Origin of the sequence: Parafrankia sp. FMc2 (assembly GCF_041008525.1) — a bacterium.
Classification (GTDB): domain Bacteria; phylum Actinomycetota; class Actinomycetes; order Frankiales; family Frankiaceae; genus Parafrankia.
Map to the genome: position 1 here is coordinate 1 of NZ_JBFLUG010000158.1, position 15326 is coordinate 15326.

General features: G+C 72.9%; 9 protein-coding genes and 2 pseudogenes. 8 read left to right on the forward strand and 3 right to left on the reverse strand.

The annotated features are described in order from the left end of the window. From AB1460_RS31175 to AB1460_RS31185, 3 genes are all read left to right on the forward strand, one after another. Positions 1–2943: right-handed parallel beta-helix repeat-containing protein (locus tag AB1460_RS31175; RefSeq protein WP_368965664.1), on the forward strand; the 2943-nt coding region annotated here is incomplete at its 5' end. Between the two features lie 228 nt (positions 2944–3171). Further along, complete coding sequence (locus tag AB1460_RS31180; protein ID WP_368965665.1) at positions 3172–3786, forward strand: sigma-70 family RNA polymerase sigma factor; 615 nt, start codon at positions 3172–3174, stop codon at positions 3784–3786. 256 nt (positions 3787–4042) lie between these two features. Further along, entirely contained in the window at positions 4043–5872 is a 1830-nt protein-coding gene (locus tag AB1460_RS31185; protein ID WP_368965666.1) for a flavin-containing monooxygenase, read from the forward strand. Between the two features lie 103 nt (positions 5873–5975). On the opposite strand, the gene AB1460_RS31190 is transcribed toward AB1460_RS31185, so the two are convergent. The 3 genes from AB1460_RS31190 to AB1460_RS31200 all read right to left on the reverse strand — a co-directional run bounded on the left by AB1460_RS31190 (position 5976) and on the right by AB1460_RS31200 (position 10654). Continuing rightward, on the reverse strand, positions 5976–7226 hold the full coding sequence (locus tag AB1460_RS31190) for an acyl-CoA dehydrogenase family protein (protein WP_368965667.1): 1251 nt from the start codon (positions 7224–7226) through the stop codon (positions 5976–5978). Between the two features lie 162 nt (positions 7227–7388). Further along, entirely contained in the window at positions 7389–7901 is a 513-nt protein-coding gene (locus AB1460_RS31195; protein ID WP_368965668.1) for a DUF5990 family protein, read from the reverse strand. Positions 7902–7969: 68 nt separating this feature from the next. After that, positions 7970–10654 carry an AAA family ATPase gene (locus tag AB1460_RS31200; protein ID WP_368965669.1) on the reverse strand — a complete coding sequence of 895 codons (2685 nt, stop codon included), beginning with the start codon at positions 10652–10654 and terminating at the stop codon, positions 7970–7972. A 132-nt stretch (positions 10655–10786) separates the two neighbouring features. On the opposite strand from AB1460_RS31200, the gene AB1460_RS31205 reads away from it, so the two are divergent. The 5 genes and pseudogenes from AB1460_RS31205 to AB1460_RS31225 all read left to right on the forward strand — a co-directional run. Beyond that, the gene (locus AB1460_RS31205) at positions 10787–11203 is read left to right on the forward strand and encodes a Dabb family protein (protein ID WP_368965670.1); all 417 of its coding nucleotides are present in this window, start codon (positions 10787–10789) and stop codon (positions 11201–11203) included. Between the two features lie 66 nt (positions 11204–11269). After that, positions 11270–12694, forward strand: coding sequence for an FAD-binding oxidoreductase (locus AB1460_RS31210; protein WP_368965671.1), 1425 nt, complete (start codon positions 11270–11272; stop codon positions 12692–12694). Positions 12695–12744: 50 nt separating this feature from the next. After that, positions 12745–13899: a glycosyltransferase gene (locus AB1460_RS31215; protein WP_368965672.1), complete on the forward strand. Its 1155-nt coding sequence runs from the start codon at positions 12745–12747 to the stop codon at positions 13897–13899. 78 nt (positions 13900–13977) lie between these two features. Further along, a pseudogene (locus AB1460_RS31220) lies at positions 13978–14836 on the forward strand (TIGR03620 family F420-dependent LLM class oxidoreductase). A 10-nt stretch (positions 14837–14846) separates the two neighbouring features. Next, positions 14847–15203, forward strand: a pseudogene (locus AB1460_RS31225) (LLM class flavin-dependent oxidoreductase); the annotation flags it as partial. Between the last annotated feature and the right edge of the window lie 123 nt (positions 15204–15326).

A 15326-nucleotide genomic window follows, 5' to 3' on the forward strand; every position in this document is an offset into this window, starting at 1 on the left:
ACCGTGGCGGGCGGAGTCGTCCGGGTCGGGGCAGGCGGGCTGCCGAGCGTCGGGGCCGCGCTGCGTGCCGCGGCGGCGCCCGCCGTCCTGTCGATCGCACCCGGCCACTACCAGGAGGTTCTCGTCCCGACCAGCCACGCGGTGAACAGGAGACGACACATGCGCAGGTGGCGGGCCGAGGCGGCCTCCCCCGAACCGGGCCGGCCGGGTGGATCCGCCTCGGCGGGCAAAGCGGACGGGACCGTGGCGGGCGGAGTCGTCCGGGTCGGGGCAGGCGGGCTGCCGAGCGTCGGGGCCGCGCTGCGTGCCGCGGCGGCGCCCGCCGTCCTGTCGATCGCACCCGGCCACTACCAGGAGGTTCTCGTCCTGGACCGGGAGGTCCGGCTGGTGGCCGAGGAGGGCCCCGGCACGGTGTGGCTGACCGGTGACCAGCCGGTCGTCAGCCAGGCGAACGTGACGCTGGACGGTGTCGGCATCCTCCGCACGGGCGGGGCCACGAACACCCCGGCGCTCATCATCACCGCCGGCACGGCGGAGCTGTCGCGGTGCCAGGTCGCCGGCGGGCGGGTCGAGGTCACCGGCGGGTCCGCGAGCCTGGCGGACTGTCGCCTCACCGGCGCCGGCCTCGCCGGACTGCACGTGCTGGGCGAGGCGACGGTGACGGTGGACCGCTGCGTCATCGAGAGGGTCACGGGCACCGGAATGGTCGCCGGCGACACCGCCACCCTGGACGTCACCGCCAGCCGGGTCAGCGCCGTCGACGGCTCGGCGCTGCGGGCCCGCGGCAGCGCCACCCTGCGGGCCCGGGACTGCGAGCTCGACCGCAGCGGGCAGAGCGGCCTGCTCATCGAGGACGACGCCCGGGTCGAGCTGGAACGCTGCGTCGTCTGGCGGCCCGCCGCGGAGGGCCTGCGGATCCTGGGTTCGTCCGCGTTGGGTGCGGGGGGCGTGCGGCTGGTCGAGTGCGACATCGTCCGTCCGGGCGGTGACGGTCTGGTCCTCACGGGCGGGGCGCAGGCCGAGCTCACCCGCTGCCGGATCCACCGGCCGGGCCGCGCGGGCGCACTCGCGACCGGGCACGCGCTGCTGCGCCTGGACACCTGCGCCGTCGACCTCGCCGGCACCAGTGGCCTGGCCGCGCAGGAGAACGCCCGGCTGGAGTGCGTGGGCGGCCAGGTGCGCGGCTGCACCGCGAACGGGCTCTTCCTCGGCGGCGCCGCGAGTGCCGAGGTACGCGACCTGGCCGTGGAGGCGAACCGCTACAGCAACATCCACCTCGGCGGGACCGCGGCGGGCGTCCTGTCCGGACTGCGGCTGCGAGAGACGCCCGAGCACGGCCTGCACCTCGCCGGGGAGGCCACCGCGCGGCTGCGGGACGTAGCGGTACGGGACAGCGCCATGTCCGGCATCCGGGTGGACGGCACGGCCTCCCTCGTCACGGAGGACTGCGTCCTGGACGGGAACGCGACCGGGCTCGCCCTCGCCCCGGGGACGTCCGCGACCTGCTCCGCCACGGTGGTCAGCGCGAGCGCCGGGGCGGGCGTCGAGATCGGCGGCGGCGCCGAGGCGACGCTGCGCGGCTGTCGGGTCGAGCGGTCCGGCACGGCAGGCATCGTGCTGGCCGCGCAGGCGCGCGCCGAGGTCGAGGACTGCCAGGTCGACCGGGCCGCCGGCTCCGCGCTGGTGGTCTGGACGGGCGCCACCGCCGCCGTCCGCTCCACCCGCCTGGCGCACGCGGGCAAGAACGGCGTCTTCGTCGCCGACCACGCCCAGGGGACGTTCGACGACTGTGAGATCACCGGCTCCGTTTTCCCCGCCGTGCACGTGGGGGCGGGCGCGCGGCCGAGGTTCACCCGCTGCCGGTTCCGCGACTGCGAGGCGGACCTGAGCCTCGCCGAGGGCGCCGAGCCCGCGTTCGCCGACTGTGCGGTGAGCGGCGTGCGTGACGTCCACCTCCCGGCTCCGGCTGGTCCGGGCCCCACCGGTGGTCCGGGTGGTGCGGCCTCGCTCTCGATGGCGGGCGGCGGTGTCGCAGTGGCCGGGCCCGCGGACGGCGCCGGTGGCGGTGGCGGTGGCGGCCTGGCGCAGGCCGCGGCGGCCGGCTCCGCCGCGATTGAGCCGCCGCCCACGCTCGAGGAGCTGCTGGCGGACCTCGCCGGGCTCGTCGGCCTGGACCGGGTGAAGGCGGATGTCGGCGCGCAGGTGAAGCTGATGCAGACGGTCCGGCGCCGGCAGCAGGCCGGGCTGCCCGCGCCGCCGCTGAGCCGGCACCTGGTGTTCGCGGGGAATCCGGGCACCGGGAAGACGACGGTCGCGCGCCTGTACGGCCAGCTGCTCGCCGCGCTCGGCGTCCTCGAGAGCGGCCACCTGGTCGAGGCCGACCGCTCGGCCATGGTGGGCGAGTACGTGGGTCACACCGCGCCGAGAACCCAGGCGATGTTCCGCCGGGCGCTGGGCGGGGTGCTGTTCATCGACGAGGCGTACTCGCTCGTCCCGCACGGGTTGGGGAACGACTTCGGCCAGGAGGCCATCGCGACCCTGGTCAAACTGATGGAGGACCACCGCGACCGGGTGGTGGTCATCGTCGCCGGTTATCCGGCGGAGATGACCCGTTTCATCGCCTCCAATCCCGGGCTGGCCTCCCGGTTCTCACGGACGATCACTTTTGAGGACTACAGCTCGGCGGAACTCACCCAGATCGTCGCGCGCCAGTGCCGCATCCACGAGTACCAGCTCCCCGACGCCACCGTGGCGGCGCTGGACGCCCATTTCGCCGCCACCGGGCGCGAGCACGGATTCGGCAACGGCCGGTTTGCCCGCCAGGTCTTCCAGCAGATGACGGAGAACCAGGCACAGCGGGTCGCCGAACTGTCCGCGCCGACCACGGACGATCTTCTCCGGCTCGCGCCGACCGATCTGCCCGCACCCACCTCGGAAGAATGATCGACCCGGCGCCGCACGGCGGCCTGGGCGCAGGGTGGGCGCACGCCACACAGGACGCTCCGGGTTACCGCCACCGCCCAGGCGAATTCCGGGAACGGGTTTAAACGGATTTCCGTGACATATGGCGCATGCCTGGCGATGACCGACATAGCCGCAGTAACCTCGCTCCGAGCAATCGTCTGCACACAGATCGCGGTTGTCGTCCGTCTCCGGCAGAGGGGCCTGGCCATGGCGAACCCGTCCGCCGGTGACGCGCACGCGGGCCGGGCCTCCGGACCGGCGGCGACCGGAGCGCCGGACAGGCCGGACAGGCCGGACGGCCCCAACGCCGCGCACGCCCTTCGCGTCCTGTTCGACGAGAACGCCGCGGACCTGCTTCGGTACCTGCGCCGGATCAGCCCGGACGACCCGGGCCGCGCCGAGGATCTGCTCCAGGAGACGTTCCTGCGGGCGTGGCGCCACCGGGACGGGCTCGCCGCCCACGCCAGCGCCCGGGCGTGGCTGTTCCTCGTCGCGCGCAATCTCACCGTCGACTGGCACCGCCGGCAGGCGGCGCGCCCGCAGGAACTGCCCGTGCCCACTGTCGAACCGGCGCGCGCGGCCGACCGGCGGGCAGCCGACAGCCTGGACGCCGCACTGCTGCGTACCGATCTGGTCCGGGCACTGCGGGCGTTGTCCCGGCCGCACCGCGAGGCCCTCGTCCACCTGCACTGCCTGGACCGCACCCAGCGCGAGACGGCCGCCGCCCTGGAAATCCCGCTCGGGACCGTCAAGTCACGCCACCACACCGCCGTGCAGGAGCTGCGCCGGGTGCTGGCCACCCGGGGAATCCACGGCCGCTGATCAGACGGATCGGCCGTTGATGGCCTCAGTCAACATTGCTATCCTTGTAAGGATACATGCCATAAGCCGATGATAAGGCATGCCGAGTGCCGCCGGCGGCAGCAACGGAGACGTGTCAGAACACCGGCGTCCTTACGCGCAGGGGGTCTCGACCGTGGTGTGTCACCGGGGTCGGCCGCCCGGCCAGCCGCGGAGCCGGCCATGACCGGATCCGCAGTACTCGACAACACCCACGAGCAGGACCGAGGAATCTCCTATGCAGCCCTGTGAACCCACGAAGACCCCGGAAGTCGTCGACCAGGAGGCGCTGCACCAGAAGTACCTCGCCGAGCGTGACAAGCGGTTACGCCGCGACGGCCAGCGGCAGTACGTGGAGACCGGCGACGATTTCGCCGAGTTCTACGAGGCTGATCCGCACACCCCGGTCACGCCGCGCACGCCCATCGACGGCGATATCGAGGTGGTGATCCTCGGCGGCGGCTTCTCGGGTCTGATCGCCGCGCACCGCCTGCAGCAGGCCGGCATCACCGACTTCCGGATCGTGGAGCTGGGCGGGGACTTCGGCGGCGTCTGGTACTGGAACCGCTATCCGGGAATCCAGATCGACTCGGACGCCTACTGCTATCTCCCGCTTCTTGAGGAGACCGGCTACCTGCCGAAGGAGAAGTTCTCCCACGGTGACGAGTGCTATGAGCACGCACAGCGCGTCGGGCGCCATCTCGGAGCGTACGAGAAGGCGCTGTTCCACACCCTGATCCGTTCGCTGGAGTGGGACGAGGAGATCCAGCGCTGGCGGATCGCCACCAACCGCGGTGACACGATCCGGGCCCGGTTCGTCATCATGTGCCAGGGCCCCTACAACCGACCCAAGCTCCCCGGAATCCCCGGCATCTCCGACTTCCGCGGGCACACCATCCACACCGCGCGCTGGGATTTCGACTACACCGGCGGGAACCTGCACGGCGGGCTCGACAGGATCGCCGACAGGCGGATCGCCGTGATCGGCACGGGTTCCAGCGGCGTCCAGGCGATTCCGCATCTGGCCCGCGGCGCGAAGCACCTGACGGTGTTCCAGCGGACGCCGTCCTACGTCTTCGAGCGCTCCGACTCCCCGACCGACCCGGAATGGGCGGCCTCCCTGAAGCCCGGGTGGCGGGAGGAGCGCCAGCGCAACTTCCACAACGCGACCTTCGCCTTCTACTCGCCCGGCGAGCAGGACTGGATCTGCGACGCCTGGACGGAGGTCTCCCGCAACCTGGCGGCCCGCCTCAACGCCACGGACGGCTGGGGCGCACTGGCCGATCCCGTGACGTTCGCCGAGATGCACGAGGCCGAGGACTACCGGGTCGCGGAGCGGATCCGTCAGCGGGTCGACAGCGTCGTCACCGACCCGAAGACCGCGGAGGTCCTCAAGCCGTACTTCCGCATCCTGTGCAAGCGCCCGGTCTTCAACGACGAGTACCTGCCGACCTTCAACCGGCCGAACGTGACCCTCGTCGACGTGTCGGACGCGAAGGGCGTCGAGCGGATCACCGAGCGCGGGGTCGTCGCCAACGGCATCGAGTACGAGGTCGACTGCATCGTCTTCGCCAGCGGCTTCGAGATCACCAGCTCCCTCGACCGGCAGCTGGCCATCCAGCCGCTCGCCGGGCGCGAGGGCAGGTCCCTCTACGACCACTGGGACAAGGGCTTCCGCACGCTGCACGGCATCATGTCGCACGGCTTCCCGAACTACTTCTCGACCGGCTTCATCCAGGGCGGTGTCACCGCGTCCACGACCAGGATGTTCGAGCAGCAGGCCGACCACATCGCCTACATCATCGCGGCGGCGAAGACGCGCGGGGCGACGGTCGTGGAGCCCACCGCCGAGGCGGAGGAGAACTGGGTCCGCACCATCCGCGAGAACAGGATTGACAACACCCGTTTCGTCGGCGAATGCACCCCCGGCTACTACAACAGCGAGGGCGAGACGGGCGGGCGCTTCTTCCTCGGCGAGCCCTACGGCCCCGGCTTCTACGCCTTGGAGGAGCTGTTGCAGGACTGGCGTGACGCCGGCGACCTGAACGGCCTGGACCTGAACAGCTGACACCACGCTCGACTCGACCGTCGGCCGCCCCGCCACCCGAGGATGGTGGCGGGGCCCTACGAGTGACGGCCCGGTCGCCGCGGCCGGGTTGCCGCGCCCCAGGTCAGCCAGGCTGGCGCGCCGCGCGGGCAGCCGCCTGCCGGCGAATCTCGGCGCGGGCCAGCGCCGCCTTGTGGACTTCGTCGGGCCCGTCCGCGAAACGCAGCGTGCGGATGCTCGCGTAGGCCTCGGCGAGCGGGAGGTCCTGGGACAGACCCGCCGCGCCGTGCGCCTGGATGGCCTTGTCGAGGATCCACTGCACCGCGGCCGGAGTCGCGATCTTGATCGCCTGGATCTCGGTGTGCGCCGCCCGGTTCCCGACGGTGTCCATCAGCCAGGCCGTCTTGAGGACCAGCAGCCGCAGCTGCTCCACCCGCACCCGGGCCTCGGCGATCCAGTCGCGGATCACGCCCTGCTCGGCCAGCGGACGCCCGAACGCGACCCGGTTCTCCACCCGCGCGCACATCAGCGAGATCGCTCGCTCCGCGACGCCGATCGAGCGCATGCAGTGGTGGATCCGCCCGGGCCCCAACCGGGCCTGGGCGATCCCGAAGCCCTGCCCCTGGGCGCCGATGAGGTTCGCGGCCGGCACCCGGGCGTTGACGAACTCCAGCTCCGCGTGCCCCCCGTGGTGGTGGTCGTCGTAGCCGAACACCTCCATCCCCCGGCGTATCACCAGCCCGGGGGTGTCCCGCGGGACGAGGATCATCGACTGCTGGTGGTGCCGGTCGGCATCGGGGTCGGTCTTCCCCATCACGATGAAGATCTTCGCGTCGGGGTTCATCGCACCGGTGATCCACCACTTGCGTCCGTTGATGACGTACTCGTCACCGTCCCGCTCGATCCGGGTGGAGATGTTGGTCGCGTCGGAGGAGGCCACGTCCGGCTCGGTCATCGCGAACGACGAGCGGATCTCGCCGGCCAGCAGCGGCTCCAGCCACTGCGCCCGCTGCGCCTCGCTGCCGAACATCGACAGCACCTCCATGTTGCCGGTGTCCGGCGCGGAGCAGTTCAGCGCCGCCGGCGCCAGGCGGCCACCGTGGCCGGTGATCTCCGCCAGCGGCGCGTACTGCAGGTTGGTCAGGCCGGCGCCGTGCTCCCCGGGGAGGAACAGGTTCCACAGCCCACGGCTGCGCGCCTCGGCCCGCAGCTCGGCCAGGACCGGCGGCCGCGTCCAGGCCCATCGCTGCCCCTGCCGCTCAAGCTCGGCGAGCTGCTCCCGGAACACCGGCTGCGCCGGCTCGACGTGGGTCGCCATGAAGTCGAGGAGGTTCTCCCGCAGCTCCAGGGTCTTTGCGTCGAAACCGAAGTCCATCAGGGGTACTCCTCCTCGAGCACGGCGAACTGGCCTCGAGGAGCGTATCGACCCGCGGCGCCCCGGTCGTTGTTTGCCTGATCGGCCGTTCAGGGCACCGAATCCGCCTACCGTGCCTGTCTCGGGGCACAGACCGCGGCAGAGCCACGGTTCCGGGACGCGTCAACCAACCTGGCCTGCGCTCCAGTCGATGAGCGGTGGCCGCACGGCGGCGCAGAGCGGGTTTCCCCTGGCGTCGGTGAGCTTCAGGCGGGCGAGGAGACCGCCGGCCCGCCTGGCGGCGTCGAGGGTGGCGGGGTCGACAGCGTCGAACATCAGTTTCGCTCGGCTGAACCTGGCGAAGGTGCCGGCGCCGTCGAGAGTGCCCCAGGACAGGTAGACGAACCGGCCCCCGGGTCGGCCCTGGATATGGGGCCCGGTGATGTCCAGACCGGCCTGGGTGGGGAGCGCGGTTGCCTGCAGTGTCCAGACGGCCGCCGGTGCGTCGCCGGGGTGCAGGTCCAGCAGGTCCTCCCGGCCATCCCGGCCCCTTCGGCCCTGTACTCCGACCTGGATACCGCGGTGGTGGAGGAGGTCGCGGCCGGGGAGGTCGGTGGCCTCGATGCGGATCCGGATGGCGGCCGGATCTCCGCCTGCGACTGGCCGCCCGGTGGGGATGGGGTCACTCCCGGTCATGACGCGGAGAATAGCGCGACTTCGCCGCGACCACAGGTCGTGACCACAGGTTCTGGGGGTCGCCAGGATCAGTCGCGGGACCGCCGGGCCCGGAGCTGGCGGCGGGAGGAGATGCCGAGTTTGCGGAAGATGTTGCGGAGGTGGGCGTCGACGGTGCGGGGGCTGATGAACAACCGGGCCGCGACCTCCTTCGACGTCGCTCCGCCCGCGACCAGGCCGGCGATGTGCGCCTCCTGCGCGGTGAGCTCGTCGGTGCCGCCAGGCGCCCGCCCGCGGGCACTCTCCCCGGTCGCGCGCAGCTCGCCGGCGGTGCGGTCGGCGAAGGCCGCCATGCCGGTGAACCGCTCGTGGGCGGTGCGCAGGTGCCGGCGGGCGTCCCGCCGCCGGCCGCGGCGACGCAGCCACTCCCCGTAGAGCAGGTGCGCCCTGGCCAGGTAGGGCCCGAACGGGCTCGCCTCGAGATGGCCGACGGCCGCGCGAAAATCGCCCTCGTCGCCGGTGACCAGCCCACGGGTGTAGGCGCCGACACCGAGCGCCCACGGGGTGCCGCTGCCCTCGGTGCGCTCGGTGAGCGCCGCCAGGGCAGTGGCGGCGGCCTCGTGCGCACCGCACCGGACTGCGGCCTCGACCAGCTCCGGCAGGGCGACCGCGGCGACGAACAGGTCGCCGTGTCGGGTTGCCGCGCCGGCCGCGGCGAGTGCCGCCGGGTAGTCGGCGAGACCGTTGCTCAGGACCGCGGTGGCCCATTCCGCGTTGGCGATCGTCTGGCCGGTGCCGCTCGCGACAGCCTCCGCGGTGAACGACTCGATCACCGGCCGCGCCTCGGCCGGGCGACCGCGCAGTGCGGCGAGATGCAGCCGCGGGTAGGCCAGCGGCGCCACCCCGACCGCGTCCGCCACGACCTCCTCCTCGGCGATCGCCGCCGTCGCGGCACCGAAGTCACCGACGTGCACCGCGCTGACCGCCGCCAGGCCCAGGCCCAGGCGCAGCGTGAGCGCCGAGCCCGACTCCCGGGCGGACGCCAGCACCCACTCGGTGATCACGTCGTGGGCGTCGACGTCCCAGCATTCGACGGCGAGCATCGCCGCCAGTGCCGGCCGCGCCCGCCACCGCGAAGGCGAGGCGACGATCTCACGGACGGGCCGCGATGCCGTCCGGTGCCCTTCCGTCGCCAGCCGTACCAGCGCGTCCAGCAGGTCCGGCAGGTCCGGCGGGCCGGGAACCCGCGGCGCCGCCCGCGCGGCCTCGACCACCATGTCCATGACCCCGCTCGCCCGGCCGACGACCAGGGCCATCTCGACGGCATCGAGGAAGCAGGCCCGCGACCGGCGGGGATCCGCCGCGGCCAGCCGCCGGGCCGCGCGCAGCATGTGCGCCGGGCCGTCGCCGTCGCGGTGGCGCACGAAACTGAGCTGCCCGTGGATCAGCTCGACCTCGGCGAGCGAGACAGGGTCGTCCTCGTCCACGGTGACCGCCGTGAGCAGGCCGGCCGCCGCGTCGAGCGCCCCGTCGGCGAGGTGGGCCCGCGCGGCCGCGAGGGCACGCTCGGTGCGGTGCGCGGGATCCTGGGAGAGGGCCGAAGCCCGTTCGAGGAACGCCGCTGCGGCCGCCGCTCCCCCGCGTGCCCGCGCGCGCTCGGCACAGCGGCTCAGCTCGGCGGCGACGTCCTCGTCGGGCCCGGTACCGGCCTGAGCACGGTGCCAGGCCCTGCGGTCGGGGTCCCGCCCCGGGTCCGTGGCCTCGGCGAGCGCGCGGTGCGCGGCGTGCCGCTCCCGCGCGGCGGCGGCCTGGTAGACGGCGGACCGGGCCAGCGGATGGCAGAACCGCACGCGCGGGCCGAGATCGACCAGCCCGGACGCCTCCGCGAGTGCGCCGGCCGGCGGCTCGACCCCGAGGCGCTCGGCCGCGGCCCACAACAGACCGGGATCACCGGTCGGATCGGCACTCGCCACGGTCAGCAGCTGCCGGGCCGCGTCGGGCAGCGCGCCGAGGCGGTCCTGGAAGCTGCGTTCGACCCGGCTGGGGACGGAGGACGGATCGGGCAGCGCGAAGCCGCCCGCTCCCGGCAGCTCGAGCAGCGCGAGCGGGTTGCCTCTGGCCTCGGCGACCACGCGGTCCCGCACGATCTCGTCGAGCGTCGCGCGGGTGTTCGCCACGAGCTGGCGGGCGTCGCCGTCGGCCAGCCCGGCCACCTCGACCCCCGGCAGCTCGTCGACCCCCGGCAGCTCGTCGAGCCTGTGCCGCGCGGCCAGCACCATCGCCACCGGTTCGGCCGCGATGCGGCGCGCCAGGAACGTCAGCACCCGCGTCGAGGCGTCGTCGAGCCAGTGCGCGTCGTCGACGAGGCACAGCAGCGGACGCGCCCGCGCCGCCGTGACCAGCAGGTCCAGGGCCGCCATCGCGATGCGGAACGGCTCCGGTGTGCCGTCGGCGAGGCCGAACGCCCTCCGGAGGGCCAGCCGGTGCGGCGCCGGCAGCCCGCCGAGCTCCCCGAGAACCGGGAGGCACAGCTGGTGCAGCGCGGCGAACGGCAGCTCGCTCTCGAACTGCGATCCGGACGCCTCGACGACCCGCATTCCCTGGGCGCGGCGCCGCAGCTCGTCCAGCAGCGCACTCTTGCCGATGCCCGCCTCACCGCGGAGCACCAGCACCCCGCCCTGGCCGTTTCCGGCGCCGGCGACGAGCGCCTCAAGCCGGCGGAGTTCCTCGCCCCGGCCGACAAGCGCCCGGGGCGCACGGACAGAGGTGCCCACAGGTCAGACGCTATCGCCCCGGGGCCCGTATAGGTGGCTTTCACCGATGCGAGGAATCCACGCCGGCGCAAGGCTCGAGTACAGCAGTTGCCCGTCCGACCTTGTATTCGGCCAAGGAAAGGACGACATCCGATGATCTACCACACGGTCCGCCTGACTCTTCGCCCCGACGCCCCGGCCGACCGGGTGGCGGAGGCGGTCGAGAGCCTGCGCAACCAGGGCCGGGTCATCCCCTCGGTCACCTCGTTCGTGGTCGGCCGTGACGTCGGCGGCGAGTTCGAGTGGGGCGCGACCTACGTGATCGAGGATCTCGACGGTTACTGGCAGTACCTCAAGCACCCCGCCCACCGGCACACCGACGAGATCGGGCTCCCCCTGACCGCGACCTTCGTCTCCTTCGATGTCACGGACGACCCGGACCCCCGGATCGCCGAGAAGATCGCCGACCTGCACCGGCGCCGGTACGAGGAGGACCCGGCGCTGACGAAGCTGGTCTCCGACCTCGCGTCTTACAGCGGCAGCAGCTCTCCCGAGGCGCACGCCCACTGAACCTCCGCGGCACCGCGGCACCCAAGGCACCCGCGGGATCCGACACGTCCGAGGGAGCGAGACGACATGACGCTCAGAGCACAGATCGACCTGGCCGGCCGGGCCGCCGAGGTCCTTCGGGGCGAGATGGGCCCGGAGCGGGTCGTGACCTCCGGGCCGGCCTTCGACGCGGCTCGCACCATCTGGAACGGTGCGGTCGCGCACCGGCCCGGGGTCGTCGTGCGCTGCGGGCAGCCCGGGGACGCACAGGCCGCGGTACAGGTCGCCCGTGACCTCGCGCTCCCGCTGTCGGTACGCGGCGGCGGCCACGACTGGGCCGGACGGGCACTGACCGAGGGAGGCCTGACCCTCGAGATGGGCGGCCTGCGCCAGGTGTCCATCGACCCCGTCGCCATGATCGCGCGGGTGGGTGGCGGCGCCACGGCGGCGGACGTCGCCACCGCCGCACGGGAGCACGGGCTGGTCGCGGTCACCGGCACCGCGGGGGCCGTCGGCATGGTCGGGCTGTCCCTTGCCGGCGGGTACGGACCGCTGAGCGGCCGGTTCGGCCTCGCCGTGGACAACGTGCTCTCCGTCGACCTGGTTCTGGCCGACGGCTCCGCCGTCACGGCGGACCCCGAGCACGAACCCGACCTGTTCTGGGCGCTGCGCGGCGGCGGCGGCAACTTCGGCGTCGTCACCGCCATGAACATCCGGCTGCACCGCGTACCGACACTGCTCGCCGGAATGATCATGTACCCGTGGGTACAGGCACCGTCGGCGCTCGCCGCCCTCGCCGACGTCCTGCTGGACGGACCGGACGAGCTGACCGTGCAGACCGGCATCGTCACCGGGCCCGGCGGCGACCCGGTGCTGTTCCTCGCGCCGGCCTGGAGCGGCGAGGCCGACCAGGCCGAGCGCGCGCTCGCATCGCTCGCCGCCCTCGGCGAGCCCGTCATGGCCCAGCTCGGCCCCACCGAGCTGGCCGAGCTGCTCGCGAGCACCGACGGCATGTTCCCGTTCGGCCGGCACATCGAGATCCGCCCGCGGACCCTTCCCGGACTCACCCCGAGTGCCCGCTCCGCCCTGCTGGCGGGTGGCGACGCACTGACGTCGCCGCTGTCGGCGGTCTCGCTGCACAGCCTGCACGGTGCCGCCGCGCGCATCCCCGCCTCGGCCACCGCGTTCGGCAACCGCACGGCGCACCTCGTGGCCGAGACCATCGCCGTCTGGGAACCGGGTGACGAGGCCGCTTCGCGGCACCGCGGCTGGGCCCGCGGCCTGTCCGCCGCGCTGGCTCCCGAAGCACTGCCCGGCGGCTACCCCAATCTGCTCGCAGCCGACGAGACCGACCAGATCACGCACGCCTACGGCCCGAACACCACTCGGCTGCTCGACATCAAACGACGCTACGACCCCGACGTTCTCTTCCGGGCGACACCGCTCCCCGCCGCCGGTACTGACGATGCTCGCGGTACTGACGGTAATGACGGTGCGGCCGACGCCGGCTGAGAAGTGCGGGAAGACCGGATCCGGTACGCATTCGACCCTGCGGAGGAGAAGTGCGCCTGCTTTTCTCGGTAACGCCCGCGTTCGGACATCTGCTGCCGATGGTGCCGCTCGCCCGGGCGGCCATGGCGCGAGGGCACCAGGTAGGGATCCTCACCAGCGCGGGAATGGCCGACATCCTGGCGCGTGAACTGCCCGGCGCCGAACACCTGCCCGCCGGCACTATGCCGGCCGAGTTCGCCGCCGAAGCGGCCCGGCGCACCGGCGAGGATGTCATGCAGCCCACACCGGCCGCCATCGGAGTGATCTTCGGGGGCGTCCGGCTGGAGACGGCGTCCGGCGCCGCCAGGCGGGTCGCGGCGGGCTGGAAGCCGGAGATCGTGGTCGCGGAGGCGTTCGACACCGTCGGCCCGGCGGTCGCCACCGAACTCGGGGTGCCATGGCACCAGGCCGGCCTCGGCCCGGCACTGCCCGCGCCGATCACCGCGTCCATCGCCGGCGCGGCGGCGGGCTGGTATCGGGAGCACGATCTGCGCCCGATGCCGCCCCGGACCTACATCGACCCCTGCCCGCCCGTCATGCAGGAGCCGGGATGGCACAGCCCGGTGCGGCGGGTGCCGGTGCGATCCGAGCCGCATGCGACACCCGGCTCGGCCTGGACCCCGCCGGCCCGGATTCCGGGACGTCCGCGGGTGCTCGTCACGCTCGGCACCGTCTTCTCCGACCAGGCGGTGCTCGAGGAGGCGGTACGGGCCGTCGCGTCGACCGGCGCCACCGTCATCGCCACCGTCGGCATGGCTCTCCGGGAGGCGCCGGGCTCCGCCCGGGCCCCGGCGTCGGACACCGGCTCCGTGCGTTCCACTGGCTCCGTGCACTTCGTCCGGTTCGCACCGATGGAACGGCTGATGGCGGACGTCGACCTGGTCATCTCGGCCGGCGGCAGCGGCACGGTGCTGGCCGCGATGAGCCGTGGCGTGCCGATGGTGTTGTGGCCGCAGGGAGCCGACCAGCCCATCAACGCGGCCCGGGCCAGGGCGGCCGGCGTCGCAGCCGTGGTCGGCCACGGCGCCGAGCTCCCCGGCGCGGTCATCTCGGCGCTGGCGGACGAGAACCTGCGGAGCGCCGCGGCCAGCGCGGCCCGACAGGTCGCCGCACTGCCCTCCGCGGACGAGGCGCTGACCGAGATTGTGAATCTGTCCACCGTCTGACGCCGCCGCCGCTGGTGGGAGCCGCAGCCCGCTATGAATGGGGACAGCGGGCGCGGTGCTGGCGGACGGAGGACAGCCGTGGATCTTTCTGGTCTGGGGGTGTGGAGTACCCAGCTGCGCTTCGGTGCTGCGGCCGAGGCGGCCGAGGCCGCCGCCGAGCTCGAGGAGCTCGGATTCAGCGCCGTGTGGATCCCGGACGCCGGCGGGCCGGTGTTCGACACCGTCGCCAACCTGCTGGCTGCCACCCGACGGATCGTCGTGGCCACCGGCGTGCTGAACCTGTGGATGTACTCGCCTGAGCAGACCGCAGCGGCACACGCGGAACTCGTCGCCGCCCACGGGGAACGTTTCCTGTTGGGGATCGGGGTGAGCCACGCCACCCGGGTCGACGCCACGGAACCCGGGCGCTATCGGCGCCCGCTGGCGGCGATGGGCCGGTTCCTCGACGGCCTCGACGCCGCGCAGCCGCCCGTGCCTGCCGGGGTGCGGGTACTGGCTGCGCTGGGTCCGAAGATGCTGGACGTCGCGGCGGCACGGGCCCGTGGGGCACATCCGTACCTCGTGACGCCGGAGCACACCCGGCTCGCCCGTGAGGCACTGGGCGACGGTCCACTTGTGCTCCCCGAGCAGACCGTGATCCTGTGCGGCGGGCGCGACGAGGCGCGGGTGGTCGGGGCCGAATGGCTGCGCAGATATCTCGCTCATCCGAACTACGCCAACAATCTGCTCCGGCTGGGCTTCTCCCCCGGCGACCTGGCGACGGTCAGCGACCGGCTTTTCGATGCGCTGATCGCGTGGGGGGGACGAGGAGGCCATCCGGCGGCGGGTGGACGAGCACCGTGCCGCTGGCGCCGACCACGTGGCCCTGCAGGCACTCGCGCCCGACCAGGGCGCATTTCCCCGCGAGCAGTGGCGTCGCCTCGCGGCATTGCTGTAAACAGGCTCCCATGCCGGAATCGAGCACGTTCGAGCTGTCCTGCGGGCTTCCGCCGGGCCCGGATTTCGCGGATCTCGCTGTCCTCGCCGAGGAACTTGGCTATGCGCGAGTCTGGATCTTCGATTCGGCTCCGCTGTGGGAGGACCCGTTCGCGCACCTCGCCCTGGCCGCCGTGCGGACGAGTCGGATCGGTCTCGGCACCGCGGTTCTGATTCCCTCGCAGCGGGCGGTCATGACCATGGCGTCGGGCATCGCGACCATCGCCCGGCTCTCCGAGGGGCGCTTCCGCGCCTGTTTCGGCACCGGCTACACCGCCCGCATGACCATCGGCCAGCCGCCGATGCCGCTCGACGCCCTCTTCGACTACTGATGATTAATATGTGGTGTCACTATGTCTGGTGACGGCTGCTGGCGAGTGGGTAAACCTTTTACATGAGGTATGCGACGGGTGGCGGGTTGACGCCCGCCGAGCAGGTGGAAAGGGAACGGG

Bases quoted from the DNA above. Each gene is read 5' to 3' on its own strand.
- AB1460_RS31205 (WP_368965670.1), top strand. From the start codon at position 10,787: ATGATCTACCACACGGTCCGCCTGACTCTTCGCCCCGACGCCCCGGCC.
- AB1460_RS31180 (WP_368965665.1), top strand. From the start codon at position 3,172: ATGGCGAACCCGTCCGCCGGTGACGCGCACGCGGGCCGGGCCTCCGGA.
- AB1460_RS31190 (WP_368965667.1), bottom strand. From the start codon at position 7,226: ATGGACTTCGGTTTCGACGCAAAGACCCTGGAGCTGCGGGAGAACCTC.
- AB1460_RS31185 (WP_368965666.1), top strand. From the start codon at position 4,043: ATGCAGCCCTGTGAACCCACGAAGACCCCGGAAGTCGTCGACCAGGAG.
- AB1460_RS31210 (WP_368965671.1), top strand. From the start codon at position 11,270: ATGACGCTCAGAGCACAGATCGACCTGGCCGGCCGGGCCGCCGAGGTC.
- AB1460_RS31195 (WP_368965668.1), bottom strand. From the start codon at position 7,901: ATGACCGGGAGTGACCCCATCCCCACCGGGCGGCCAGTCGCAGGCGGA.